The sequence below is a fragment of the Anoxybacillus sp. PDR2 genome, from assembly GCF_009834045.1.
Taxonomy (GTDB): Bacteria; Bacillota; Bacilli; order Bacillales; family Anoxybacillaceae; genus Anoxybacteroides; species Anoxybacteroides rupiense.
This window is the reverse complement of record NZ_CP047158.1, coordinates 2,103,659-2,129,739: the sequence shown is the minus strand read 5'-3', so window position 1 is coordinate 2,129,739 and position 26,081 is coordinate 2,103,659. Positions and strand designations below refer to the sequence as shown.

Below are 26,081 nucleotides of genomic sequence, written 5' to 3'. Positions count from 1 at the left end.
AAGGTGGCTTTTTATACCATCACCGCAGGCTGAAGCCGTTGATTTATTCAGAATGAGAGAGACGAAGTAAAGCACAAGAGGAGGCAGAGCAAAGAACGTGGTTGTTTCTGTGTCGGACAGCAGTAGCATTCAAGTATTTAATAGCCAAACAGCTAAATGAGGATATCAAAATGAGCCGTGCTTCCATCGGGAATTGCTGGGACTAACAGGCTGCATGGGAAAAGAGATTGCAATTTATGGTTAGAATTAGACACAGTTATTGAAAGAAATAAAAAATATAGTTCAGTGATGACAATAAGGTATATAAGGGAATTAGCTGTGGATCCGTCTCCTGTCTATCGCCATTCAGGAGGAAGCTATCCGAATAGTAAGAACTATTGGTTCCGTGTCAGCGCGATCTTCCCTCAAGGGGAAAGCGCGGTATCAGAGGCCTATATGCCCGCCATTCCGAATTTAGCGAAGCCATCCGCTCCGACAGGAAAAAGCTATACCAATGGAGATGGAACCGGCTATATAGATGTTCAATGGAACCCGGTGAGTGGCGCGACGGGATATAAAATTTGGATTTTTAATGGAGCCTCCTATGAATCGCTCAACGTCGGAAATGTGACGTCGTGGACCACCAAAGGGAAAAAATATTGGCCGACTCCGGCAGAGGTGGACGCTGGTCGCTATCAGCTGCATTTAAATGATAGCCGCGGGGCCGAACTGCCTGTGGATCCTTCTTGGACCTACGCCAACGCAGGAACGCGATATGAGAATTCAACGAACTACTGGATTCGGGTCAGTGCCTATAATTCACAAGGGGAAACGGTCTTTTCGGAGGCGTATATGCCGAGAATATCACCTTTGCCTAAACCTGCTGCACCATTAGGTGTCGCTTTTGGATATGACGATAAAAAAGGGACAGTTGAGTTATCTTGGGGGAGATTGGAAGGTGCAACAGGTTATAAGGTTTGGATATTCAATGGAAAAGAATATGAGAGCATTGATGTTGGAAATGTAAATACTTGGACTACTGCTGAAAAAGGAATTTGGCCTAGGGATGAAGACATAGCTAATGGTAGGTACAAATTATGTTTAGATGGATCGGGTACGGAATTAGATATTAATCCTTCTACGCTTTATACTAATGCCGATGTCAAATATGCGAATAGCAATAATTATTATTTTAGGATTAGTGCATATGATCAATATGGGGAAACAGTTGTTTCTGAGGCCTTTGTTTCATCAATTAGTCCGGTTACTGAAAAGGAAGCTATGATTGATAATACACCTGTAGACGAGGAAGGATGGATCGAGGAAGAGTATGAAGATATTGACATAACTACAGATAGTGAGAAGGTATTAAAGGACTTAAAAGAAAACATCTCAGAGACTAGTGATCAAATTAAAGAATTGAGGGATTTCCCTGAAACTACTGAAATATATAATGAGCTTTCAAACGTCGATATTGAAGAAGAGGTAGTGAAAGGGGAAATTAACAATTTAACCTATCAAATTGAAAATGAAAAAATTATATACAGTGAATCTAGTATAACAGAATCAGTTCAATCGAATAGTGTTGCAACAAATAATTTATCTTTCACTAGTAGTGAACCAGATGATACAAGTGAAGAAATCGAGGAAGTCTTTTATGATTATCCGGAGGATATGTTTCTACCGGAAACAATTGTGAATGTTGATACTAATTTAGTACTTGTTGATAGCAATACTGGCGAGACTTACTCTACTGAAGAATATATTTCGCAGTCAGTAGCAAAAGAACAGAGGGATACTGTCCATACTGCTTCTTATCTACCACAACTTGGTTATTTTCTCACTAAAGAAGTTACTTATGTAAAGAATGCAGGGACTACTAATGCTACAATTGTGCATTGTAGTACAGTGGTACAAGCAGGGGGTAATTTAAGGCCGAATTATTTTACAGTTAAAGCTTCGTTTTTAAGCTCAAATGATGTGAACGGCCCATTTGATGTAGCTGCGTCAACTACAAAGTATAATGTAAAATTACTCCAAGACGTTTGTGTTGAGAAAAGAATAACATCGACTAAATTCTGGATTGGCAAAACTCACATTACTGCTCATTACAAAGGAGGATATACTTCTCAAAAAGTAAAAATGAGTGAAAAGTTTCTACTGAATAAAAAGGGAGTAATATATCCTTATTATCGTGACCCAAGAATGAGAAAAGTAATGAAAAAACCATCGTCAACAACATGGGATAGGGTACCTAAAGAGCAGCGAGTAAAATGGAGTACTAGTCAAAGAGACAAATATTTAGATTGGTATATAGAAAACTATGGATTTATAATTAAGAGTTTTTACGAAGTTCACCATATTAGACCGAGAGAATATGGTGGTAACAATGATTATTCGAACTTAATTCCCCTTCTAAGCTCCTTTCATCGAAAGGTGGTAAATCCTTGGTGGACGAACTACAAGTAATATTTATGATATGTTGGGAGGTATCATAATGAGTTCTTTACTTACGCTTACACTTACATCATTAAAAAAACGGCTCACAGATCAACCATCTATCCAAATTCAGCAGGATTTAGGGTATGTTACAGAAGTCCGTTTTTTATTTAATGCCCCAGCGTCAGAAAGTGAACTATTGAAATTTGAAGAAACCAACCAATTATTCTTGCCAAAAGACTATAAGGAATTTTTATTAATGCATAATGGGGCAAGATTATTTATAGATGAAAAAAGCGGTGCTTCCTTTGATGTACTAAGTATAAGTGAGGTACAAGAGAACCACCAATCTTTAGATTATCCAGAAGGTTGGTATCCTATAGCGTATGGTTTAGAGAGTAGTATCCTAGTGATGAATCTTAACGAAATCACCCCTCATAAAAGAAGTAATGAGTATTTGTTTTGGCTAGAACCTGGAGAAAGTATTGAGCATGCCACTCCTCTTTATATGAATTTTGAGATCTTTTTAGAGAGGCTCATTATCTCACAAGGAGTGGAGTATTGGAATTGGCCCATTTATAAAGCAAGACATTTCTATAAAGCGAATGATTTAGAAGATTAGAAATTTCTTTAATAGGGTGAACCTGCGATAACTTATATCAGCGCAGAGATTCATCCTTTTTATAATATGGTCCGTTTTTAAACAGCAGCTTCGAAGGAAACGTTGCGAATTGGAGCGGAACGGGCGGAAGCGTAGACAATATGGAATCATTCGATGGGTCTTACTCCCTCAAAGTATCGAGAACGAGCACCACGCAGTCCGCGAGTGAATATAAGCAGACCGTGATCGTAGGGCAAACTTCGAGTGATACGCCGCTTCGTCTGACACTCACCGGTCTTTCCAAAGCGCAGGATGTCAAAGCCAACGGAACCGTGAGCCCAAGCGATTATTCGATTACCGCGAAAGCGTATTTTGTCGACGGAACGACCCAAACGTATACGGCAGATTTTCCGATCGGCACGCAAGAGTGGAACCGTGCCGCCGTTTCGATTCAGCCTTCCAAGCCAATGGATAAAATCGACCTATCCGCTGTCTTCCGCGGCAATTACACCGGAACGGTCTGGTTTGACGCCATTCGCTTAGTGGAAGGAAACGTTGTCACGAAAAACAAGTATGACGCCAAAGGCAACTATGTGGAGGAAGAAACAGATGAAGCCGGGTATGTCACGAAAAAGAGCTATGATGCCGTAGGAAATCTGTTAAGTGAATATGATGAGAAGGGACATCAAAAACAGTACAAGTATGACCCATCCAATCGTTTAAAACAACTCCTATTGGCGAACGGAACGTCCGTCCACTATGATTATGACTTGAACGGCAATATGACTTCGAAAGTCATTCAAACGAGCAGCGGTCCGTCACAAGGATTTACCTATTCGTATGATAAGACGGGAAAACTCCTGAAAACGGTTGGTCCATTAAATGACGTAACAACCAATGAATATGATGCCAACGGCAATAAAATCAAAACCGTCTTGCCGAAAGGCAACACGATTCAATGGACGTATGACGGAACGGAACGAGTCAAAACCATTTCCTACAACAACGTCCCGTATTACGAATTTAGTTATGATAAAAATGGGAATGAACTTTCGGTTCAATACTTAAAAGACAGCACGACGAAGACCAGAAAGTTTGATGAGAAGAACCGTGTGACGGAGCAATCCGACCGCGGCGGAGTCCAAAAATGGACGTATCCGACCACCTCGGATAAATTGCAACAGTTCCTGTTCTCGCACGGATCATTCAGCCAAACCGTCACTTACCAATACAACGCGTTGGATCAAAATACGGTTGTTCAAGATGGAACGTATACGTACCGTTTGGATTATGACGAAAGAGGCCATGTCCGCACGTTTACCACCGGAAATGAAGCGGGTGCCACCTTTACGTATGACGACCGCGGCTTGGTGAAAAGTCTGTCAGTGGGGACGGCAGATGGAACCGAGTTATTGGCGGAAATGTACCGTTACGACGAAAACGGCAATCGGACGAAAATCGAGTCCTCAACAGGAGAAGCGATCGTTTACCGTTATGATGCGCTCGATCAACTAGTGGAAGAGCAATGGCCGGATGGAACGACGATCGAGTACACGTACGATGGATTCGGGAACCGGACGAAAGTCGTGAAAACGAAAGACGGATCATCGACGACGACGACGGCCGATTATAATGCGGCGAATCAATTGGTTCGTTTCGGCGATGAAACGATCACGTATGACGCGAACGGCAACCGGGTCGAAGACAGCCAGTATCGATATGAATGGAACGAAGCCGATCAATTGGTTTCCGTTACAAGAAAAGGCGAAAGCACGCCGTTTGTGACCTACCAATATGATGAAGACGGCCGTCGCATTCAAAAGAACGTCAATGGCGTGATAACGAACTACCACTACCAAGGCGACAGCCTCAACGTCTTATATGAAACCGACGCGAGCGGAACTGTGGTACAATCGTATGTATACGGAGAAAACGGTCAGCTGTTGGCGATGAAAAAAGGCGGGGCGACGTACTTCTACCACTACAACGCCCATGGTGATGTCATCGCGTTAACCGATGCGCAAGGAAACGTGGTGGCTCGTTACGAGTACGACACATGGGGCCAAATTCGTTCTCAAACGGGTGCCCTAGCAACCGAAAACCCGTATCGCTATGCGGGATACCAATATGATGAAGAGACGGGATTGTACTACCTCATGGCCCGTTACTACCACCCAACCCATGGTGTGTTCTTGTCCATGGACCCTGATCCGGGAGATTCGGATGATATCTTGACGCAGAACGGCTACACATATGCGAACAACAACCCGGTGATGTTGGTCGATCCGGATGGGCATTGGGTGTGGATGGCAGTAGGAGCGTTAATCGGAGGAGTATCGTCGTATAAGTCTGCAAAAAGTAGAGGTCTCACAGGTTGGAAGTTGTGGGGTTCTGTTGCAATAGGAGCTGGTTTAGGTGCTATCGGTGGAATAGGCTCAGGTGCTTACCGTGCAGTTAAGGTTGCAAGAAATATTTACAATATTACTAAAGGTCCTGCATATGTTAGAGGGAGAGCCGCGCACCAAGCATGGACCAAAGTGATGAAAAGAGTTGTTCCTGGAGGCAAATATGATAAACCATTAAGAGGTACTAAAAAACGTCCAGACCTTCAATTTTTTAGAGGAAGGGTTGTCGTTGAATTAAAACCAAAAGGTTCTTGGAAAAGAAGCTATGTAAAAAGGCAACTCAAGAATTATAAGAAAGCCGGCGCATGGATTATAATTAAGGCAAGTTATTAAAGATATTTTGGGACACACACTGAGTGTGTCCCTCTTTGATAGTTTTAGGGGTGAAAAATATGAATCAATATGAGGAGACGGTTAGAAATTTAGTTAATAATTTTAATGAGCATAATATAGATATAGTTGCTCAAGATTTAGCTAAGATGGGAAGGGACATAATTACTATCTTACAAAAATACTTTTATCAAGTAGATCCTAATGGTAAGATTGGGATATTAGAAACATTGAAATTATTAAATGACAGTAGTGTAATCCCTTTTCTGAAAGCTATTCTTGAAGATGAGACAGAGATATTTTTTGTTAAAGCTTATGCAGAAAGTGTATTGGATTTTTTAGAGGGTAAAGAAACTCAATTAAAAAGAAAAATTCACAATTTATCTAAAAAAAGTGGCACGGATTTAATCGCAGATATAGCCATGATCGGAACAATGGGTGATGACAATGCTATAAGAAAATTAGACCAAATCAAGACGAATAACAAAGAGGTACTGGAACAAATTAAGGTAGCAAAATTACAAATCATATGTGGACTAGAAGAAATAATTAAGGAATACAGAAAACCAGATTCTCGTTATTCTCATAAAGCATTAGCAGAGGCTATTTATCATTCGTTTGGTCATCCAGAAGCATCAAAAGTTATAATAGAAGATCTCTTTAGTGAGGAATTTGGGCGTGTTTTTAGTGCCGTTACTCTACTTGCTTTCGCGGAAAAATTTCCTAAGGACAAAGTTACTAGAGATGTAGTAAATAAGTTCTTTGAAATTTTGACGGGTGATTTTAATACAACACTAAAGAATCATGCCATACTTGCAATAGGGAGATATGGAAATACTGATGATGCATCAAGGCTTGAAAGAATTGTTGAGGAAAAAAAGTATTTAACAAAAAGTAAATTTTGGAAATGGCTAAGTGAAAGCGCACTGTTAGACGATATCAACATCACAATAAAGAAATTGAAACGAAAGAAATAGACGATTCACACTCTAAATGAGCAACAAGAAAACATCGAGGCCCGTTACCAATACGATGAGTGGGGAAATATTCTTTCTCAATCCAGCGCCTTGGTGGACAAAAACCCATACCGCTATGCGGGATACCAATATGACGAAGAGACGGGATTGTACTACCTCATGGCCCGTTACTACCACCCAACCCATGGCGTGTTCTTGTCCATGGACCCTGATCCGGGAGATTCGGATGATATCTTGACGCAGAACGGCTATACGTATGCGAACAACAACCCGGTGATGTTGGTCGATCCGGATGGGCATTTCTTCTGGTTTGTAGTTAACGCTGGATTTGCGGCGTATGATGGGTATAAGGCCTTTAAAAAAGGCGGTTGGAAAGCGGCGGCGATTGCCGTTGGCGTGGGACTGGTTGGCGGTGCGGCGTTTAAAGGTGCCAAAATTGCGTATAGGGTGTATAAAGTTAGACGGGCTCTAAATTTTGCTAAAGTTACTAGAAAGGCTGTAGCTGGAAAAATAACAGGATATACTAAACATGGTTTAGCACAGGCTATGCAAAGAGATGGTGGTAGAGGAGTGGCTCCTAAAGCTATTCTAGATGCAACTAGAACCCCAAAGAAAGTAGTTCAACAGTCAGGAGGAAGAACGAAATATGTGGGTAAGAATGCGGTTGTAGTTCTAAATAAAAACGGAAAAATAATTACTACTTACGCAAAGGGGTCAAAAGGTATAAGGAGGAAGTAAATGTTAAAGCTAAGCGCAGATATGTTACTTTTATTAAGAGAATGCTTGGAATCCCGTAGACCCGACCTTCTGTGGGTTTTAAATAATGAAATTAATATAAATGAAACCTTAGGTAACGAATTGAGAGATATTGTAAATGAAGAGTTTTTGGAAAAAGGATTAAATAATGATGATGAACCAAATGAGCTGGGGATAAAATTAGAGAGATTAATAGACGAAATTGGAAGGTGTTTTATGTAAGTATGTCTGCTTAAAAGGTGAGATTTCCCAGATTTACGATTTATAATCGTGAATTAATCCTTGGAAGACAAATTCTCTTGAAGTTTTTCGATTAGAGTAATAGGTATGTGTCGAAAGAGAATGTGGCATGGGACTTTGAATCATAATGGTAGAATTATACAGATTAGACCTGATACTAAATTTACTGGTGGTGCCAAGGTTCACTATCGTTTTGATAGGAATGGGAACTATATTGGAAAGTGGTGAAAAAATGAGACAACCAACAAAAGAGGAAGTGGTTGATAAACTAAAAATGATTTTACAAGGAAAGCTAACAAGAGAAGAAGCAGCAGATTGGGCTTCAGAATATGTCATGCAGGATGAGCCAAATATATCAGATGAAACTGTTTGGGAACTTTTACAAATTGTTTCCGGAGTTGATTTAAAAGATGGTCCGGATGAATACCTACATGTAGAACAAGACGTTATGGATTGGATAACCAAGTATAGCGATTAAAAATATTAAAAAAACCTTGATTGGTTATGTGCCTTTCAAGGTTTTTCAATTTCAAGCCTAACAGATCTATCAAAGAGAAGAAGGTGTTTATAATCGAGGAACTGATGAGGGGAACTACATTTTATTAGAAATTTAAGAAAGAATGGTTGGAGTTTTGAGAGAAAGGGAAGTATATTTAGGTTAACTAAAAATGGTGCTGTATACATTGTGCGTGCCAAGGACAAAAACTGGCATGGATGGACGGCAGAGTATTTTCCAAAAGGACATAAAGGCGCCGCACCTTTAAAAATTCGGTTAGGTGATAAAGAATGAACTTGAAAGAGCTATTTATTAAAGACGAAAAAGAGTATTTAGAGATAAAAGAAATTTTAAGTACAACATTTCAGCTTCAACGTGAATTGCCAGACCAAGTATTCCAAAGGGGGGATGGTAGTTTTCTTTTTGGAGAATATAACCATCTATTTAAAGAAGAGTTTTGGAATAGCATTCAAGAGTTATCTAAAGTATCAGGCGATTCATATGTCTTATTAGCAGAACTGGAAAATTACTATAACGAAAAAATGGGATGGTATGAATGTGTTAAAATTCCGATTGAACTCACTTATGAAAATTATTTGGACATTTTCAACATGGAAGAAAGCGATAACGGAAAATTTGGTTTGGTTCATTATGGTTTTTATTTCGTTTTTACTTCGCCGTCTTTGCAATGGGGAATTTGGGCGGAAAGAGATATTGAAACTTATGTGTTTTCGTGCAAAGAAAATTTTAAATCTAAACTTGCTGAAATTCGATTGCCAGGCGCTTTTCAGTTAAAAGAGGTTACCAATCATATTAATTCAGTCTATTATGACGAGGAGGAGGCTAAAAAGTTTTGCGAGAAGTTATTAAGGAACTACAAAAATTAGGAATTTGTAGATAATACCATTTCAAAAATTAAAGGGTGAAGACAATTTTTGAAAAGCAGGAGAAATTCTATTCTCTTGCTTTTCTATTTTAATTATGGTGCCAGGCATGTGTCGGGAAAAGGAGAAAGCACGCCGTTTGTGACCTACCAATACGATGAAGACGGCCGCCGCATTCAAAAGAATGTCAATGGCGTCGTGACGAACTACCATTACCAAGGCGACAGCCTCAACGTCTTGTATGAAACCGACGCAAACGGAAATGTGGTACAATCGTATATATACGGAGAAAATGGCCAGCTGTTGGCGATGAAAAAAGGCGGGGCGACGTACTTCTACCACTACAACGCGCATGGCGATGTCATCGCGTTGACCGATGCGCAAGGAAACGTGGTCGCTCGTTACGAGTACGACACATGGGGCCAAATTCGTTCTCAAACGGGTGCCCTAGCAACCGAAAACCCGTATCGCTATGCGGGATACCAATATGATGAAGAGACGGGACTCTACTACTTGATCGCCCGTTATTACCACCCAACCCATGGCGTGTTCTTGTCCATGGACCCTGATCCGGGAGATTCGGACGATATCCTCACACAAAACGGCTATACGTACGCGAACAACAATCCGGTGATGATGGTCGATCCGGATGGGCATTTTGTGTGGATGGCGATTAATGCGGGATTTGCGGCGTATGATGGGTATAAAGCCTTTAAAAAAGGCGGTTGGAAAGCAGCGGCGATTGCCGTTGGCGTGGGACTGGTTGGTGGTGCGGCGTTTAAAGGAGCCAAAATTGCGTATAGAGCATATAAAGCAGGTAAATTTTCAAAAACTTATAGGCTAGCGAAAAAAGTATCAAAAACATTTGGCGGAACTTTAGGAAGAACTAAAGGCGATGGATGGAAGGTAACTATTCCGGATGGTAGAAAACCTCTAGTTGTAAGAGTTATGAATAAAGGTGGAGTACGTAATAAACCGTACTTTAGAATAAGTAAAGATGGTCGAGGTTCTTTGACGTTAAATGGTGAGTGGTCTAGTCGTAGGGAACTCACACATATTACCGTATCGAGAAGATCCTATAAACAAATTGTGAGAGCGATTAATAAATACAGAGGATAGATGGGGTGAGTAATTAGTATGAGCTCGGAAAAATTAGTTACTTTACTAAATGAAATGTGGGCTAGCATAGTCGAAAGTTTTCATATTGATATTTTATACCATACGATTAGTCTAAAAGTTAAAGTAAGTGATACTAAGGGACATTATCAGATTATATTTAAGGGTGTTTCTTCTTTTTATTTCATAGAAAACTCTGGAGAATTCCGCCTAAATCCTATCGATCCAGAAGATGGGGATTACACTGAACTAACTTCAATTGATTATTATCAAAATGGAATAGGTAAAATTCATATTAGTTCAGCAAAAGAAATTTGGGTTGGTGAATATTTTTCTTCAGCTAATTTTGTACTTGAGTTTTGGGAGGCGTTATTATTTATCGAAGCAAAAAGTATAGTGATTAACGAGGAGGAGTTTCTAGTAGATTATCCACTTAAAGAGCAAAGTTAAAAACTTCTAAATTAATATTACAGAAATGGCTGTCCCATGTAGTATGAGGCAGCCATTTATTAATTAATATACGACAGACGGATCCCTATTACTTGATCGCCCGTTACTACCACCCAACCCATGGCGTGTTCTTATCCATGGACCCTGATCCAGGAGATTCGGATGATATCTTGACGCAGAACGGCTATACGTACGCGAACAACAATCCGGTGATGCTGGTCGATCCGGATGGGCATTTTGTGTGGATGGCGATTAATGCGGGATTTGCGGCGTATGATGGGTATAAAGCCTTTAAAAAAGGCGGTTGGAAAGCAGCAGCGATTGCGGTAGGTGTAGGGCTTGTTGGTGGCGCGGCGTTTAAAGGTGCCAAAATTGCGTATAGGGTGTATAAAGCTAGGCGGGCTCAAAGGTTTTTAAAAGGATTAGGTAACCCATTTAAAGGGAAAACTTTCAAAGAGATAGAAGACATGTTTATGAAAAAAGGTTTTGAAAAACGAGGTTCAGACCCATTAAATGGTAAGGGCGGATATGTAAATCCTAAAACAGGACGTTCCTACTATCTAGATAAAGGGGGACACTATAAAAAAGGTTATGAGCCTCCACACGTTGATGTCAATAGGTTAAAGGGGAGTAAAAGAAAAAAGAAAAAATACTTTTTAAAATAGCTTTGGAGGTATATAAATTGCAAAAACATCTATTATCCTTTGAATATGACAGTGATGGAGAAAAACTTGAAATCCATGCAAATGAAAAAGGCTTGAGATACTTAAAAGAACAAATTGAAATCCTTTTAGAGCATAAGCAAGAACTTCATTTAATGACACCAAGTTGGGGAGGAGAGGAGCTAACAGAAGAGCAGCAAGGCAAGGATAATATTTTAATACATCATGTGAAAATCTTTCACTGGGGCGATTAATCGCATCATAGGGGCTGTCCAAAAAGTCAGGGTAACTGACTTTTTGAAGCCCCTCTCATTTTTTTCATTTTTTAAAAAAGTACACAAAAAAATCGTCCTATCCTGTAAAATGAAGGTACCAGCACAACATTCCAGAAAGGACGATTTTTATGAGCAATCAAATGATTACTACTGAAAATTATAACACGCAAATGACACTTTTTCCAGAGACAGAGGAAAAAAAGCCCTCTAAAAGACCATTAGCCCCTACTTTTAAACCCTATGACAATCGTCAAACTCAAGTGATTTTTGATATTGAAGCCCTTATACCAGAACATCACGTCGCACGAGTAGTGGACGAAATGGTGGAATCTGTACCAGATGAGCTATTGTTTTCTCATTATAAAGGTGGTGGCAGAAGTTCCTATCATCCCAAAATGATGCTGAAAATCATTCTGTATAGTTATTCCCAAAAGGTTTATTCCTGCCGTGGAATCGAAAAACTAATAAAAGAAAATCTTCCTGCCATATGGTTAGCTGCGATGCAACAACCCGATTTCCGCACGATCAATGAGTTCCGCGGAGAACGGATGAAAGCCTTGATGGATGAGTTATTTGAAGCCATGATTCTAAAATTGATTGAAGAAAAGTACATCACAATGGAAAACTACTTTTTGGATGGCACCAAGATGGAAGCCAACGCCAATAAGTATTCTTTCGTGTGGAAAAAATCAACAGAGAAATGGGAAGCAACATTAAAAGAAAAAATTCAAGAAACACTTCAGTACATTCAAGAATTAACCCAATTAGAAGCAGGAACAGCACAAAAAGAGGCGAACGAAGATCCAGAAATCACGGAACAGAACTTGGAAGCCATCGCTCAAAAATTAGAAGAAAAAGTCGAAATCCTAACAGAGGAAATCGAACAGGAATCCGATACAAAAGTTCGGAAGGAAAAACGAGCAGAACGCAAGAAATGGAAAAAACCTTTAAAACTGATTCGAGAAAATTTTTTACCTCGACTAGCCAAATACAAGGAGCAGAACGAAATCTTTGGCGATCGTAACAGCTATTCAAAAACGGATAAAGACGCAACTTTTATGCGAATGAAAGAAGATCATATGAAAAATGGTCAACTGAAGCCAGGGTATAATGTGCAAATCGGGACAGAGAATCAGTTTATCTTGTTTTATACCATTCATCAACGACCAACCGATACACGTTGCTTTATCCCACATTTGGAGAAACTGGCGGCTACTTCTTTACCGATGCCCAAAACCATCATCGCGGATGCAGGATATGGCAGTGAAGAAAACTATGTATATGCGATTGGTGATGAGAAAGAGCCTCGATTGGATTTTCTCATTCCTTATGGATCCTATGTACGAGAACAGACACGCAAAGACAAAAAGGATATCAAAAACGCGAAAAACTGGACCTATTGTGAAGAGGATGATTGTTTTATTTGCCCGAATGGAAGGAAAGTAACATTTAAAAAATATCAAAACCAAAAGAATCCATCTGGTTATGAACAAAGCTTCAAAATATACGAATGTGAAGATTGTACAGATTGCCCATTAAAAGCGAAATGCACGAAGGCGAAGGGCAATCGTCAAGTTCACTGGAATACCGTCTTCGAAGAAATGAAAGCGAAGGCAAAAACAGCCCTTGAATGTGAAGAGAAAGCCGCCATCTACGCTCGGCGCAAAGTCGAAGTAGAAAGTGTGTTCGGTCACATCAAGGGCAATCGGTCGTTCCGCAGATTTTCTTTGCGGGGCCTCGACAAAGTACATGTCGAGTTTGGGATTGTGGCGTTAGCCCACAACATACTGAAAGTAGCAGGCATCCGCCAGCTACTTTCGAAGAAAAATCGAAAAAATACAAAAGCAAGTGGAGAAAAACGGCTCGTTTTTCTCCACTTGTTTCATTTTAGGGACTTATCAGACAGCCCCTTCTTTTTTATAAAGTGTAGTACCGAATTAATTGATACCGTCAAGAATTTTGTGTAATGCAAGAATAGATGGAGTATCTCTGAAATGGATTTGGAATCAATAGGGGGATGTGTCCCATACCCGTCAAGTTTAGCGTTGTAAATTTTTAAGACCATACTTGTAAATTAGCACATGATTTCAGAATCCTTTTTTAAATTATTTCAGACAGCTTCGGAAATCATGTGCAAATTTTTTGCGGAGTATTTCGGATTTTGTACAGTGTTTCTAAACGTTTTGTACATTTTTTCGGATAATTATTTCTAGTATGCCCGATGAACGGATAAAAAAGGAGAAACACCGAAGGAGCGGATTCAGCCTCTTCGGTGTTAATACCCCATTTCCCTCGCCGCCATGTGCACCGATTTTTTGATTCAGGTGCTAGGCACGTCGAATGATGAGCTCGATCAGTTGAAGACCGAACAACGTCCGGATGGAACGACGATCGAGTATACGTACGATGGATTCGGGAACCGGACGAAAATCGTGAAAACGAAAGACGGATCATCGATGACGACGACGGCCGATTATAATGCGGAGAATCAATTGGTTCGTTTCGGCGATGAAACGATCACGTATGACGCGAACGGCAACCGATTAGAAGACGGCCAGTATCGATATGAATGGAACGAAGCCGATCAATTGGTTTCCGTTACAAGAAAAGGCGAAAGCACGCCGTTTGTGACCTACCAATACGATGAAGACGGCCGCCGCATTCAAAAGACCGTGAATGGCGTGGTGACGAACTACCACTACCAAGGCGACAGCCTCAACGTCTTATATGAAACCGACGCGAGCGGAACTGTGGTACAATCGTATATATACGGAGAAAACGGCCAGCTGTTGGCGATGAAAAAAGGCGGGGCGACGTACTTCTACCACTACAACGCCCATGGCGATGTCATCGCCTTAACCGATGCGCAAGGAAATGTGGTGGCTCGTTACGAGTACGACACATGGGGCCAACTTCTTTCCCAATCGGGTGAGATGGCAGACGAAAACCCATACCGATATGCGGGATACCAATATGACCAAGAAACGGGTCTCTATTACCTAATTGCCCGGTACTATCATCCAACGCATGGCGTGTTCTTGTCCATGGACCCTGATCCAGGAGATTCGGATGATATTCTAACCCAAAACGGCTACACATATGCGAACAACAACCCGGTGATGTTGGTCGATCCCGATGGGCATTTTGTGTGGATGGCGATTAATGCGGGATTTGCGGCGTATGATGGGTATAAGGCGTATAAAACTGGCCGGGGATGGAAATACGTAGCTAAAAAAACAGCCCTTGGTGCGATTGGTGGAGGAAAGTTTAAACTTGTTAGAGGCGCAGGGAAGTATATTGTTAAGGTTGGAAGGCAGTACACAAAATCTAATTTCAAACTTGGTCGACAGATGCATAAAAAATATATGGCTCATTTGCATGATCCAAAGAAAGGACGGATTAAAGAATATAATAGGATACAAGGAGTTCGTCCAGATTTTGTGGACTTCAATACGAGAACGATCTATGAATTAAAACCGTATAATCCTAGAGCCATCGCTCAAGGAAAGCGGCAGTTAAAAAAATATAAGCGAATATTTGAACAAAAACGTGGAGGAAAATGGAAAACAGTCTTGCATGTTTATTAAGGGGTGATAGAATGGATAAATCCGAATTTGTAAAATATTTAGATGAGTTGTTTAAAGCCCATTCTTTTAAAAAGAAAGGGAATCGGTGGAGTTTTAGTAATGATGAGATTATAAAAGTAATAGAATTATTAAAATCAAGATATGGTAATTTTTACTATATTTATTATGGATTTATTATAAAAAACCTTGAGCTTGATGGTTGTAAGGAGCATGTTTCCCATGGGCTTGGTTCCTTGGATGAGAAAGAAAATGCAAGAATCAAGGAATTATTAGATTTTGAGATTTCTATCCCTGACGAAGATCGAAAGAACGAACTGAAAAAGTTTATTGAAAGGGAAATATTTGGAATGTTCGACAAGATTCATACGGAAAAAGATCTGTTAATGGAACTAAAGAAACGCGATCATTTAAATGATATTCCATTAATCGTGAAAAAATATTTTGGATTAGAAGATGTTGATGAATGTTAAGAGTTTTGAATTTCGAATGAGAATGAAGTAACAGGTATATGTAAGTATGCCAACCTTAGGAGAGTCTGTATTTCTCTTAAGGTTTTTCTCTTTTTCAAGAAAAGTTTGACCCAATTGGGCTTATGGAAGGAAATCTACGAGTGGCAACCAATCGTATTTTGATTGAAAATGAAATTTAGAAAAAGACGAAAAGCATTTATCCGATAACCTCGGATAAATGGAAGAAATTCCAATTCTCACATAGTTCCTTTAGCCAAACCGACACCTATCAATACAACGCGTTGGATCAAAATACGGTTGTTCAAGATGGAACGTATACGTACCGTTTGGATTATGACGAAAGAGGCCATGTTCGCACGTTTACCACCGGAAATGAAGCGGGTGCCACCTTTACGTATGACGACCGCGGCTTGGTGAACAGTCTGGTGGTGGGAACGGCGAACGGAACCGAGTTATTGGCGGAAACGTACCGTTACGACGAAAACGGCAACCGAACCCGCATCGAAACGTCGAACGGGGACGTCACGGTGTACAGCTATGATGAGCTCGATCAGTTGAAGACCGAACAACGTCCGGATGGAACGACGATCGAGTATACGTACGATGGATTCGGGAACCGGACGAAAGTCGTGAAAACGAAAGACGGATCATCGACGACGACGACGGCCGATTATAATGCGGCGAATCAATTGGTTCGTTTCGGCGATGAAACGATCACGTATGACGCGAACGGCAACCGGGTCGAAGACAGCCAGTATCGATATGAATGGAACGAAGCCGATCAATTGGTTTCCGTTACAAGAAAAGGCGAAAGCACGCCGTTTGTGACCTACCAATATGATGAAGACGGCCGCCGCATTCAAAAGAACGTCAATGGCGTGGTAACGAACTACCACTACCAAGGCGACAGCCTCAACGTCTTGTATGAAACCGACGCGAGCGGAAATGTGGTACAATCGTATATATACGGAGAAAACGGCCAGCTGTTGGCGATGAAAAAAGGCGGGGCGACGTATTTCTACCACTACAACGCCCATGGCGATGTCATCGCCTTAACCGATGCGCAAGGAAATGTGGTCGCTCGTTACGAGTACGACACATGGGGCCAGCTTCTTTCCCAATCGGGTGAGATGGCAGACGAAAACCCATATCGTTATGCCGGATACCAGTATGACCAAGAAACAGGTTTATATTACCTGATCGCCCGATACTACCACCCAACTCATGGCGTGTTCTTGTCCATGGACCCTGATCCGGGAGATTCGGACGATATCCTAACCCAAAACGGCTACACATATGCGAACAACAATCCGGTGATGTTGGTCGATCCGGATGGGCATTTTGTGTGGATGGCCATCAATGCAGGATTTGCGGCGTATGATGGGTATAAGGCGTATAAATCAGGAAAAGGATGGATGTATGTCGCCAAAAAAACGGCTCTTGGCGCGGTTGGTGGGAGAAAGCTTAAACTTGTTAGAGGTGCAGGGAAGTATATTGTTAAGGTTGGAAGGCAGTACACAAAATCTAATTTCCAACTTGGTCGACAGATGCATAAAAAATATATGGCTCATTTGCATGATGAATTAAAAGGGAGAATTAAAGAATATAAAGGGATAAAAGGTATTCGTCCAGATTTTGTGGATTTCAATACGAGAACGATCTATGAATTAAAACCGTATAATCCTAGAGCCATTGCTCGAGGGAAGCGACAGTTAAAAAAATACAAGCGAATGTTTGAACAAGAACGTGGAGGAAAATGGAAAACAATTTTGCATGTTTATTAAGGGGTGATAGAATGGATAAATCCGAATTTGTAAAATATTTAGATGAGTTGTTTAAAGCCCACTCTTTTAAAAAGAAGGGAACCCAGTGGAGCTTTAGCAATGACGAGATTATAAAAATAATTAAATTATCAAAATCAAATTATGGTAATTATTATCATATTGATTATGGGTTTATTATAAAAAACCTTGAGCTAGGCCGCCTTGTGATGCATATTTATCATAGACTAAGTTCCTTGGATCAGGGAGAAAGTATAAGAATTAAGGAGCTATTAGATTTTGAGATTTCTATCCCTGACGAAGATCGAAAGAACGAACTGAAAAAGTTTATTGAAAGAGAAATATTTGGAATGTTCGACAAGATTCATACGGAAAAAGATCTGTTAATGGAACTAAAGAAACGTGATTATTTAAATGATATTCCATTACGAGTGAAAAAATATTTTGGATTAGAAGATGCCGATGAATGTTAAGATTTTTGAGTTTTGAATTAGAATGAAGTAATAGGTATCTATTAAGTATGCCAACCTTAGGAGAGTCTATATCTCTCTTAAGGTTTTTCTCTTTTTCAAGAAAAGTTTGACCCAATTGGGCTTATGGAAGGAAATCTACGAGTGGCAACCAATCGTATTTTGATTGAAAATGAAATTTAGAAAAAGACGAAAAGCATTTATCCGATAACCTCGGATAAATGGAAGAAATTCCAATTCTCACATAGTTCCTTTAGCCAAACCGACACCTACCAATACAACGCGTTGGATCAAAATACGGTTGTTCAAGATGGAACGTATACGTACCGTTTGGATTATGACGAAAGAGGCCATGTTCGCACGTTTACCACCGGAAATGAAGCGGGTGCCACCTTTACGTATGACGACCGCGGCTTGGTGAACAGTCTGGTGGTGGGAACGGCGAACGGAACTGAGTTATTGGCGGAAACGTACCGTTACGACGAAAACGGCAACCGAATCCGCATCGAAACGTCGAACGGGGACGTCACGGTGTACAGCTATGATGAGCTCGATCAGTTGAAGATCGAACAATGGCCGGATGGAACGACGATCGAGTATACGTACGATGGATTCGGGAACCGGACGAAAATCGTGAAAACGAAAGACGGATCATCGATGACGACGACGGCCGATTATAATGCGGCGAATCAATTGGTTCGTTTCGGCGATGAAACGATCACGTATGACGCGAACGGCAACCGATTAGAAGACGGCCAGTATCGATATGAATGGAACGAAGCCGATCAATTGGTTTCCGTTACAAGAAAAGGCGAAAGCACGCCGTTTGTCACCTACCAATATGACGACGACGGCCGCCGCATTCAAAAGAACGTGAATGGCGTGGTGACGAACTACTACTACCAAGGCGACAGCCTCAACGTTCTCTACGAAACCGATGCAAGCAGAAATGTGGTACAATCATATGTATACGGAGAAAACGGTCAGCTGTTGGCGATGAAAAAAGGCGGGGCGACGTACTTCTACCACTACAACGCGCATGGCGATGTCATCGCCTTAACCGATGCGCAAGGAAATGTGGTGGCCCGTTACCAGTACGACACATGGGGCCAACTTCTTTCCCAATCGGGTGAGATGGCAGACGAAAACCCATATCGTTATGCCGGATACCAGTATGACCAAGAAACAGGTTTATATTACCTGATCGCCCGATACTACCACCCAACTCATGGCGTGTTCTTGTCCATGGACCCTGATCCAGGAGATTCGGACGATATCTTGACGCAGAACGGCTATACGTATGCGAACAACAACCCGGTGATGTTGGTCGATCCGGATGGGCATTTTGTGTGGATGGCGATTAATGCGGGATTTGCGGCGTATGATGGGTATAAGGCGTATAAAACCGGTCGGGGATGGAAATACGTAGCTAAGAAAACCGCCCTTGGTGCGATTGGTGGAGGAAAGTTTAAACTTGTTAGAAGTACAGCTAGGTATATTATTAGGAGTAGAGCATATACAAAATCTAGTTTAAAACTTGGTCGACAGATGCATAAAGCATATATGGCTAATCAAGTACGTGAAGGGGTAAGACGTAAGGAATATCGTTTACCAAGTGGAAAAAGAATTGACTTTATTGATTTGGAGAAGAAAATCATATATGAACTTAAACCATATAATCCACGAGCAATAAAACAAGGTCGAAAACAGTTAAAAGCTTATAAAAAAGAAGTTGAAAAAATATTCGGTAAAGGATGGAAAACGAGATTACATGTTTATTGAGTCCTGCGGTAATATGTCAAGCACTGAAATCTATGGAATTGGAAATTCTAAATCGCAAAAGTCCTAAAAAAGGCAATACTTAAGAAGCCCCGTAAAATAAAATACATTTACTGTAATTAATAGAAGGGTTTAGGTTGACTAATATTCCTATTTATCCACCTTCCTTCTAGGCGTGTAGATTTGGTCGTTACGTAACAGCGCATCGACCAAACGCACAAGTTTTCTTGCGGTTAAGACGAGTGCTCTTTTATGTTGGTGCTTTGGAACCTCATGATACTTTTTCAGGTAGTAGGCTCTAAATTCAGGTTTATTTCGTTGTACCGAGTTGGCAGCTTCAACAAGGTAGTAACGAAGATAACGATTTCCTGATCGTATCATGTTGGTTTCCTCCGCTTCAAACTTTCTGGATTGATGTTTGGATCATGTTAAGCCAGCATATTTCGCGAGAGCCGCCTGATTATCAAAGCGCTCAATTTGTCCAATTTCGGCTAAGATGCCAGCACAATAGACAGGTTCAATACCTGGAATGGTTTGTAACGTGTTGGGAATGCCGTCCAATAGTTTTTGAATCGCCTTATCCAATTCCTTGATTTGCTTGGTGATACTGCGAATGGACTCGATAGAAGTCCCCAACAAAAGGTCAATCGAGACTTCTACACATTTTGATAAACGATAGGAAGACCGAGCCGCCTTTTGGATGGACTTCGCTAGACATTCAGCGTCTGTCAAGCGATTTTTGCCCTTTTCCTGAAGGTAACGAGCCAATTCTTGAAGATCATGGAACTAATTTCATCCAGGGTGTATTTCTCCAACAGTAGTTCCATTAGGGTATTTCCATATACAGAACTCTTTACTTCTGTCGTAAAGGAACTGCATTTGTGAAAAAAGGTGTTGAAGAAAGTACTGTTTTTCTCTCATTAAATTGTGAACAAGATGATATCTCATTCTCGTCAACCTCTGAAGGGCGATAAATTGTTCCTGCATGACAGCTGAAAGTCGAAGGCGACCAAAACGGAGTCGATCCGCAATCACCCGGGCATCGATATGGTCCGTTTTATCGAGATCCACATAGGACTCCTTAAACTTTTTAATGAGCTTTGGATTTATCGTAAACACTTTTGTTTTCAAATTCTTAAGAGATTCATCTTCGTGAAAGAACATGGCAGGATGCCAACTGTAAACGGAAGTGGCTTCCATTCCAATTTGAATCTCTTGAATCATATGTTTTTGGGCGATCTCGACGATTTGATCTCGTCGATACGATGCCCCGGTTAAATGATTATCGACGGTGAGAGAAGCCAATGTCTCTCCGTCCAGATTCATGACACAAGCTTTCATACCTTGAGAGCTAACGTCGATTCCGACAAATAACTTTAAGGGGATAACCTCCTTTCATTTTAGGATCAGGGGAAGGACTCTTCTTCGGGACGTCCCCAGTGAACTTGTTGCTCAATCACCCTCGCGTATGAGAACTCGCTCTGATCCATGAGCTGCCTGGAAGCTGCCACTTCCAGCATGGGTTGCCTGAGGGAACAGCCTGCGGGTTAGTAGTTCGAACAAGAACTGGGGAAACAGACTTAAAAAGTAGTCAAAGCTACAGGAGGGAGAAGAAATTCCCCAAATGATCCTTAAGACCATTATCTAGGGGCATCACGAAAAGTCCACCCCTAGTTTATATAGGGGCTAGTCCCCCGCTAACTAAACTAGCCTCTTTGAAGTTATCAAAGAACAAAAAATGAATTGGAAATTACCTCGAAAGAGGATTCTAAACTTACTATACGAGGAGGTAGAGGCGATGGAAAAGAAAGAGTTTAAAAAGATTGTTAATGACTGTTTATTAGCAAACGGTTTCTTGAAAAAAGGAAAATATTATTATAAGGAGAGTCCTGAGGTAATATGTGTTCTTGGATTACAAAAATCAAATTACTCTAATTGTTATTATGTAAATGTGGGTATAGTAATTAAGGAAATATATAATGGTTTAGAACTTCCAAGGGATGTTGACGGTCATATTAGATCTAGATTTTATTTCACAGTTGGAGATAAGGAAGTAGAATGCCTTGATCTAGATAAAATAAATGAAAGTAGTGTTATTGTTTCTTCATTAGAAGGGGGGATTTCAGAAATAATAAACCCATCATTAGAACCTGGAGGTCTTAAAGAACTATTAAAGAAAAAACCTGTTCTCTTATATGAAACAACAATTATTGCAAAACAATATTTAGGAATAAATGAATGAATAAAGGTTTAGCCATAGGGTAGATTTGCTCTATGGTGTTTTTTTGCAAAATAATAAAAGTGCAGAGATGTGCAACATTTTTATGCAATCGGCTATGCAGAGGGGCTTTACATAGAGGGACAGCCATGATAATCTATTAGGTTTTGCCAAATCCGCTACGACTGGTCTCTTGGGAAAAGAATCATAGCCGTAGAGGCTCCATGTCAAGCCCTTAATAGTTAGGAATTGGTACGAATTTTAATGTAAATAAATTCATTTATATACTGTAGATGAGCAAATCCACAAACAGAAATTGACAACCAAACAAAAAAGGAGACATGAACCGGACTCCTTGGTTAGAATAGATGTGCTACCAACTACCCACAAGGAGGTTCATGTCTCATGAATAGATTAGCACATCATCAAGGAATCCACAAGTTTTTCCTAGCGTTAGGGTTGGTCTTGCATATCTCCAACCCAGTTTGGAAGCATCTCGTTCACCTTGTCGATGCCTTGACCACCAAGGGATTTTCAGGAACATTGACGGATGTCCAGCACTGGAGTTTTCATCCGAATCATCGAACTACCTTGAGCCACTTTTTCACGAAAAGCCCTTGGAACGAGGAACGGCTGCTTGAGAAGATTCAAGAATGGATCCTTCGCCGGGTCGAACGCCTAACCAAACGGACGAATCAGCCCCTTTTTGTCTCGATTGATGATACGATTTGCCAAAAAACGAAACCTTCGTCACGGACAACGCACGCCATCCAAGGGTGCGACTGGCACTACTCGCATAAAGATCATCAATCGGTTTGGGGGCATTCGCTCGTTTGGCTGATGGTGCACACCTTCACACAGTCGTTCCCGTTCGCTTTCCGCCTGTATGACAAGAATGCGGGGAAAAGCAAGATCGACCTGGCCATCGAGATGCTTTCTTCGCTCAAATTTGAAGCGGGCTCAGCCGGTGTATGTGCTCATGGATTCGTGGTATCCGTCTAAAACGCTCATCGAAGCTTGTCTGAAAAAAGGATTCTATGTCATCGCCATGCTCAAGACGAACCGGATTCTCTACCCGAACGGCATCGCGGTCCAAGCGAAGCCGTTTGCGCGCAGCCTCGAACCGAACGATCCCCACCTCGTCACGATGGGACAGGAGCGTTACCGCGTGTATCGTTACGAAAGCATCCTAAACGGTCTTGAGAATGCGGTGGTGCTCTTGGCCTGCGTGTACACATCGCCGAATCCCGACAAAACCTCTCCGCCGGACTGGAGCTTCTTCGATCGCGGAAAGGCCACCGCGTCGTAGAGTTCATCTATGACGCCGCGAAGCAAGATATTCCCATTGATGTGATCAAAAAATAGCTCCGTATCGCGTAAGGGGTACCCTGTTTGCCTCTCTAACCATGGAAATTATTGTGATTAAAAATGCTCATCTACAGTATATACTACAACACTCTGCATTTTTTCTTGCAGAAAACACTATGGCTATTTTTGTTCAGGGGCGCAGTGGACAAATAAACCGCTTGTGTTATAGCCTATACACGTAACTCTCGAAACCCCTGCATAATAATTTTTTGAGTTATCCTGTACGCACAAAGCGTTTGTAAAAGATGCTCTATTTTATTATTTTTATCAACTATATCTAACTAAAAAATCATTAGCTACCACCGTTTTTATCTCCAAAAAATCTTACTTTATTTTCTTGATATTTTAAAAATTTTTGTAATTTTATCTTCACTACTACCGATTACCATAGTAAGAGGAACATGATTATTCCATTAGGGTCAAGGTATATTTTGTCTACGGAACGACCCAAACGTATACGGCAGATTTTCCGATCGGCACGCAAGAGTGGAACCGTGCCGCCGTTTCGATTCAGCCTTCCAAGCCAATGGATAAAATCGACCTATCCGCTGTCTTCCGCGGCAATTACACCGGAACGGTCTGGTTTGACGCCATTCGCTTAATGGAAGGAAACGTTGTCACGAAAAACAAGTATGACGCCAAAGGCAACTATGTGGAGGAAGAAACAGATGAAGCCGGGTATGTCACGAAAAAGAGCTATGATGCCGTAGGAAATCTGTTAAGTGAATATGATGAGAAGGGACATCAAAAACAGTACAAGTATGACCCATCCAATCGTTTAAAACAACTCCTATTGGCGAATGGAACGTCCGTCCACTATGATTATGACTTGAACGGCAATATGACTTCGAAAGTCATTCAAACGAGCAGCGGTCCGTCACAAAGATTTACCTATTCGTATGATAAGACGGGAAAACTCCTGAAAACGGTTGGTCCATTAAATGACGTAACAACCAATGAATATGATGCCAACGGCAATAAAATCAAAACCGTCTTGCCGAAAGGCAACACGATTCAATGGACGTATGACGGAACGGAACGAGTCAAAACCATTTCCTACAACAACGTCCCGTATTACGAATTTAGTTATGATAAAAATGGGAATGAACTTTCGGTTCAATACTTAAAAGACAGCACGACGAAGACCAGAAAGTTTGATGAGAAGAACCGTGTGACGGAGCAATCCGACCGCGGCGGAGTTCAAAAATGGACGTATCCGACCACCTCGGATAAATTGCAACAGTTCCTGTTCTCGCATGGATCGTTTAGCCAAACCGTCACCTACCAATACAACGCGTTGGATCAAAATACGGTTGTTCAAGATGGAACGTATACGTACCGTTTGGATTATGACGAAAGAGGCCATGTCCGCACGTTTACCACCGGAAATGAAGCGGGTGCCACCTTTACGTATGACGACCGCGGCTTGGTGAACAGTCTGGTGGTGGGAACGGCGAACGGAACCGAGTTATTGGCGGAAACGTACCGTTACGACGAAAACGGCAACCGAACCCGCATCGAAACGTCGAACGGGGACGTCACGGTGTACAGCTATGATGAGTTCGATCAGTTGAAGACCGAACAACGTCCAGATGGAACGACGATCGAGTATACGTACGATGGATTCGGGAACCGGACGAAAATCGTGAAAACGAAAGACGGATCATCGATGACGACGACGGCCGATTATAATGCGGAGAATCAATTGGTTCGTTTCGGCGATGAAACGATCACGTATGACGCGAACGGCAACCGATTAGAAGACGGCCAGTATCGATATGAATGGAACGAAGCCGATCAATTGGTTTCCGTTACAAGAAAAGGCGAAAGCACGCCGTTTGTGACCTACCAATACGATGAAGACGGCCGCCGCATTCAAAAGAACGTCAATGGCGTGGTAACGAACTATCATTACCAAGGCGACAGCCTGAACGTCTTGTATGAAACCGACGCGAGCGGAACTGTGGTACAATCGTATATATACGGAGAAAACGGCCAGCTGTTGGCGATGAAAAAAGGCGGGGCGACGTACTTCTACCACTACAACGCCCATGGCGATGTCATTGCGTTAACGGATGCGCAAGGAAATGTGGTGGCCCGTTACGAGTACGACACATGGGGCCAACTTCTTTCCCAATCGGGTGAGATGGCAGACGAAAACCCATATCGTTATGCCGGATACCAGTATGACCAAGAAACAGGTTTATATTACCTGATCGCCCGTTACTACCACCCAACCCATGGCGTGTTCTTGTCCATGGACCCAGACCCAGGCGATGCGGATGACATTCTGACGCAGAACGGCTATACGTATGCGAACAACAATCCGGTGATGCTGGTCGATCCGGATGGGCATTTCTTCTGGTTTGTAGTTAACGCTGGATTTGCGGCGTACGATGGGTATAAGGCGTATAAATCAGGAAAAGGATGGAAAGGTGTCGCAGTCGCGGCGGCGTTTGGTTTTGTTGGTGGAGGAAGATTCAAAGCGGCAAAACAATCTGTTTATGTCTTAAAGAAAGGAAATGTAGTAAAATATGTCGGAAGAACTAAAAATATTAAGAAGAGAAGATATGTCCATAGTAAAAACCATCCTGATTTAGATTTTGAAGAAGTTGCTAGCAATCTGTCCTGGGGACAAGCGCGTGGATTAGAACACCGTCTATATTTGAAACACGGTGGAAAAAGTAAGCTTAGAAACAAGATAAGACCTATTAGTAAAAGAAATAAAACGTATAGAAAATATATGAGTGAATCTAGAAGGGTTTATAAAGAAGTAGTAAGAAGATATGGATGGTGAT

17 protein-coding genes and 6 pseudogenes are annotated in these 26,081 nt (G+C 41.4%); 22 read left to right on the top strand and 1 reads right to left on the bottom strand.

The genetic code is table 11. The features are described from left to right. Positions 1-177 precede the first annotated feature (177 nt). The 19 genes and pseudogenes from GRQ40_RS18545 to GRQ40_RS10115 all read left to right on the top strand — a co-directional run bounded on the left by GRQ40_RS18545 (position 178) and on the right by GRQ40_RS10115 (position 19,700). On the top strand, positions 178-2,448 hold the full coding sequence (locus GRQ40_RS18545; protein WP_236546237.1) for an HNH endonuclease signature motif containing protein: 2,271 nt from the start codon (positions 178-180) through the stop codon (positions 2,446-2,448). A gap of 28 nt (positions 2,449-2,476) precedes the next feature. Continuing rightward, the gene (locus GRQ40_RS10195; protein WP_044742373.1) at positions 2,477-3,040 is read left to right on the top strand and encodes an SMI1/KNR4 family protein; all 564 of its coding nucleotides are present in this window, start codon (positions 2,477-2,479) and stop codon (positions 3,038-3,040) included. A gap of 140 nt (positions 3,041-3,180) precedes the next feature. Continuing rightward, entirely contained in the window at positions 3,181-5,757 is a 2,577-nt protein-coding gene (locus GRQ40_RS10190) for an RHS repeat-associated core domain-containing protein (RefSeq protein ID WP_236546232.1), read from the top strand. Positions 5,758-5,816: 59 nt separating this feature from the next. Beyond that, positions 5,817-6,731 carry a hypothetical protein gene (locus GRQ40_RS10185; protein ID WP_159719911.1) on the top strand — a complete coding sequence of 305 codons (915 nt, stop codon included), beginning with the start codon at positions 5,817-5,819 and terminating at the stop codon, positions 6,729-6,731. A 39-nt stretch (positions 6,732-6,770) separates the two neighbouring features. Next, positions 6,771-7,469: pseudogene (locus GRQ40_RS10180) on the top strand (RHS repeat-associated core domain-containing protein); the annotation flags it as partial. Further along, positions 7,470-7,709, top strand: a complete 240-nt coding sequence (locus tag GRQ40_RS10175; protein WP_044743717.1) for a hypothetical protein — start codon at positions 7,470-7,472, stop codon at positions 7,707-7,709. Positions 7,710-7,854: 145 nt separating this feature from the next. Next, a complete protein-coding gene (locus GRQ40_RS10170) occupies positions 7,855-8,205 on the top strand; it encodes a DNA-binding protein (RefSeq protein ID WP_236546230.1) in 351 nt (116 codons plus the stop codon). A 308-nt stretch (positions 8,206-8,513) separates the two neighbouring features. Continuing rightward, positions 8,514-9,110, top strand: a complete 597-nt coding sequence (locus GRQ40_RS10165) for a hypothetical protein (protein WP_159719910.1) — start codon at positions 8,514-8,516, stop codon at positions 9,108-9,110. 108 nt (positions 9,111-9,218) lie between these two features. Next, a pseudogene (locus GRQ40_RS18540) lies at positions 9,219-10,226 on the top strand (RHS repeat-associated core domain-containing protein); the annotation flags it as partial. 18 nt (positions 10,227-10,244) lie between these two features. Next, positions 10,245-10,673: a YxiG family protein gene (locus GRQ40_RS10155; RefSeq protein WP_044744209.1), complete on the top strand. Its 429-nt coding sequence runs from the start codon at positions 10,245-10,247 to the stop codon at positions 10,671-10,673. A 74-nt stretch (positions 10,674-10,747) separates the two neighbouring features. Next, positions 10,748-11,050 (top strand): annotated as a pseudogene (locus GRQ40_RS19025) (RHS repeat-associated core domain-containing protein); the annotation flags it as partial. Between the two features lie 90 nt (positions 11,051-11,140). Then, positions 11,141-11,338 carry a polymorphic toxin type 37 domain-containing protein gene (locus GRQ40_RS19020; RefSeq protein WP_370514205.1) on the top strand — a complete coding sequence of 66 codons (198 nt, stop codon included), beginning with the start codon at positions 11,141-11,143 and terminating at the stop codon, positions 11,336-11,338. A gap of 17 nt (positions 11,339-11,355) precedes the next feature. Continuing rightward, positions 11,356-11,589 (top strand): Imm32 family immunity protein, encoded by a 234-nt coding sequence (locus tag GRQ40_RS10145; RefSeq protein ID WP_159719909.1) that lies wholly within the window; start codon positions 11,356-11,358, stop codon positions 11,587-11,589. 191 nt (positions 11,590-11,780) lie between these two features. After that, a complete protein-coding gene (locus GRQ40_RS10140) occupies positions 11,781-13,577 on the top strand; it encodes an IS1182 family transposase (RefSeq protein WP_370514204.1) in 1,797 nt (598 codons plus the stop codon). A gap of 375 nt (positions 13,578-13,952) precedes the next feature. Then, a pseudogene (locus GRQ40_RS10135) lies at positions 13,953-15,197 on the top strand (RHS repeat-associated core domain-containing protein); the annotation flags it as partial. Positions 15,198-15,208: 11 nt separating this feature from the next. Continuing rightward, positions 15,209-15,667 (top strand): DUF4304 domain-containing protein, encoded by a 459-nt coding sequence (locus GRQ40_RS10130; protein ID WP_159719908.1) that lies wholly within the window; start codon positions 15,209-15,211, stop codon positions 15,665-15,667. A 281-nt stretch (positions 15,668-15,948) separates the two neighbouring features. Further along, positions 15,949-17,451 carry an RHS repeat-associated core domain-containing protein gene (locus tag GRQ40_RS10125; protein WP_159719907.1) on the top strand — a complete coding sequence of 501 codons (1,503 nt, stop codon included), beginning with the start codon at positions 15,949-15,951 and terminating at the stop codon, positions 17,449-17,451. A gap of 11 nt (positions 17,452-17,462) precedes the next feature. After that, the gene (locus GRQ40_RS10120) at positions 17,463-17,921 is read left to right on the top strand and encodes a DUF4304 domain-containing protein (protein WP_159719906.1); all 459 of its coding nucleotides are present in this window, start codon (positions 17,463-17,465) and stop codon (positions 17,919-17,921) included. A gap of 282 nt (positions 17,922-18,203) precedes the next feature. Continuing rightward, positions 18,204-19,700 carry an RHS repeat-associated core domain-containing protein gene (locus tag GRQ40_RS10115; protein WP_159719905.1) on the top strand — a complete coding sequence of 499 codons (1,497 nt, stop codon included), beginning with the start codon at positions 18,204-18,206 and terminating at the stop codon, positions 19,698-19,700. 147 nt (positions 19,701-19,847) lie between these two features. Here GRQ40_RS10115 and GRQ40_RS10110 read toward each other — a convergent pair. Further along, positions 19,848-21,083: pseudogene (locus tag GRQ40_RS10110) on the bottom strand (IS110 family transposase). Between the two features lie 412 nt (positions 21,084-21,495). Here GRQ40_RS10110 and GRQ40_RS10105 point away from each other — a divergent pair. From GRQ40_RS10105 to GRQ40_RS10095, 3 genes and pseudogenes are all read left to right on the top strand, one after another. Next, positions 21,496-21,939 (top strand): DUF4304 domain-containing protein, encoded by a 444-nt coding sequence (locus GRQ40_RS10105; RefSeq protein ID WP_159719904.1) that lies wholly within the window; start codon positions 21,496-21,498, stop codon positions 21,937-21,939. Between the two features lie 381 nt (positions 21,940-22,320). Further along, positions 22,321-23,280, top strand: a pseudogene (locus GRQ40_RS10100) (transposase). Between the two features lie 529 nt (positions 23,281-23,809). Further along, positions 23,810-26,080 (top strand): RHS repeat domain-containing protein, encoded by a 2,271-nt coding sequence (locus GRQ40_RS10095; RefSeq protein ID WP_236546219.1) that lies wholly within the window; start codon positions 23,810-23,812, stop codon positions 26,078-26,080. Position 26,081: the final 1 nt, after the last annotated feature.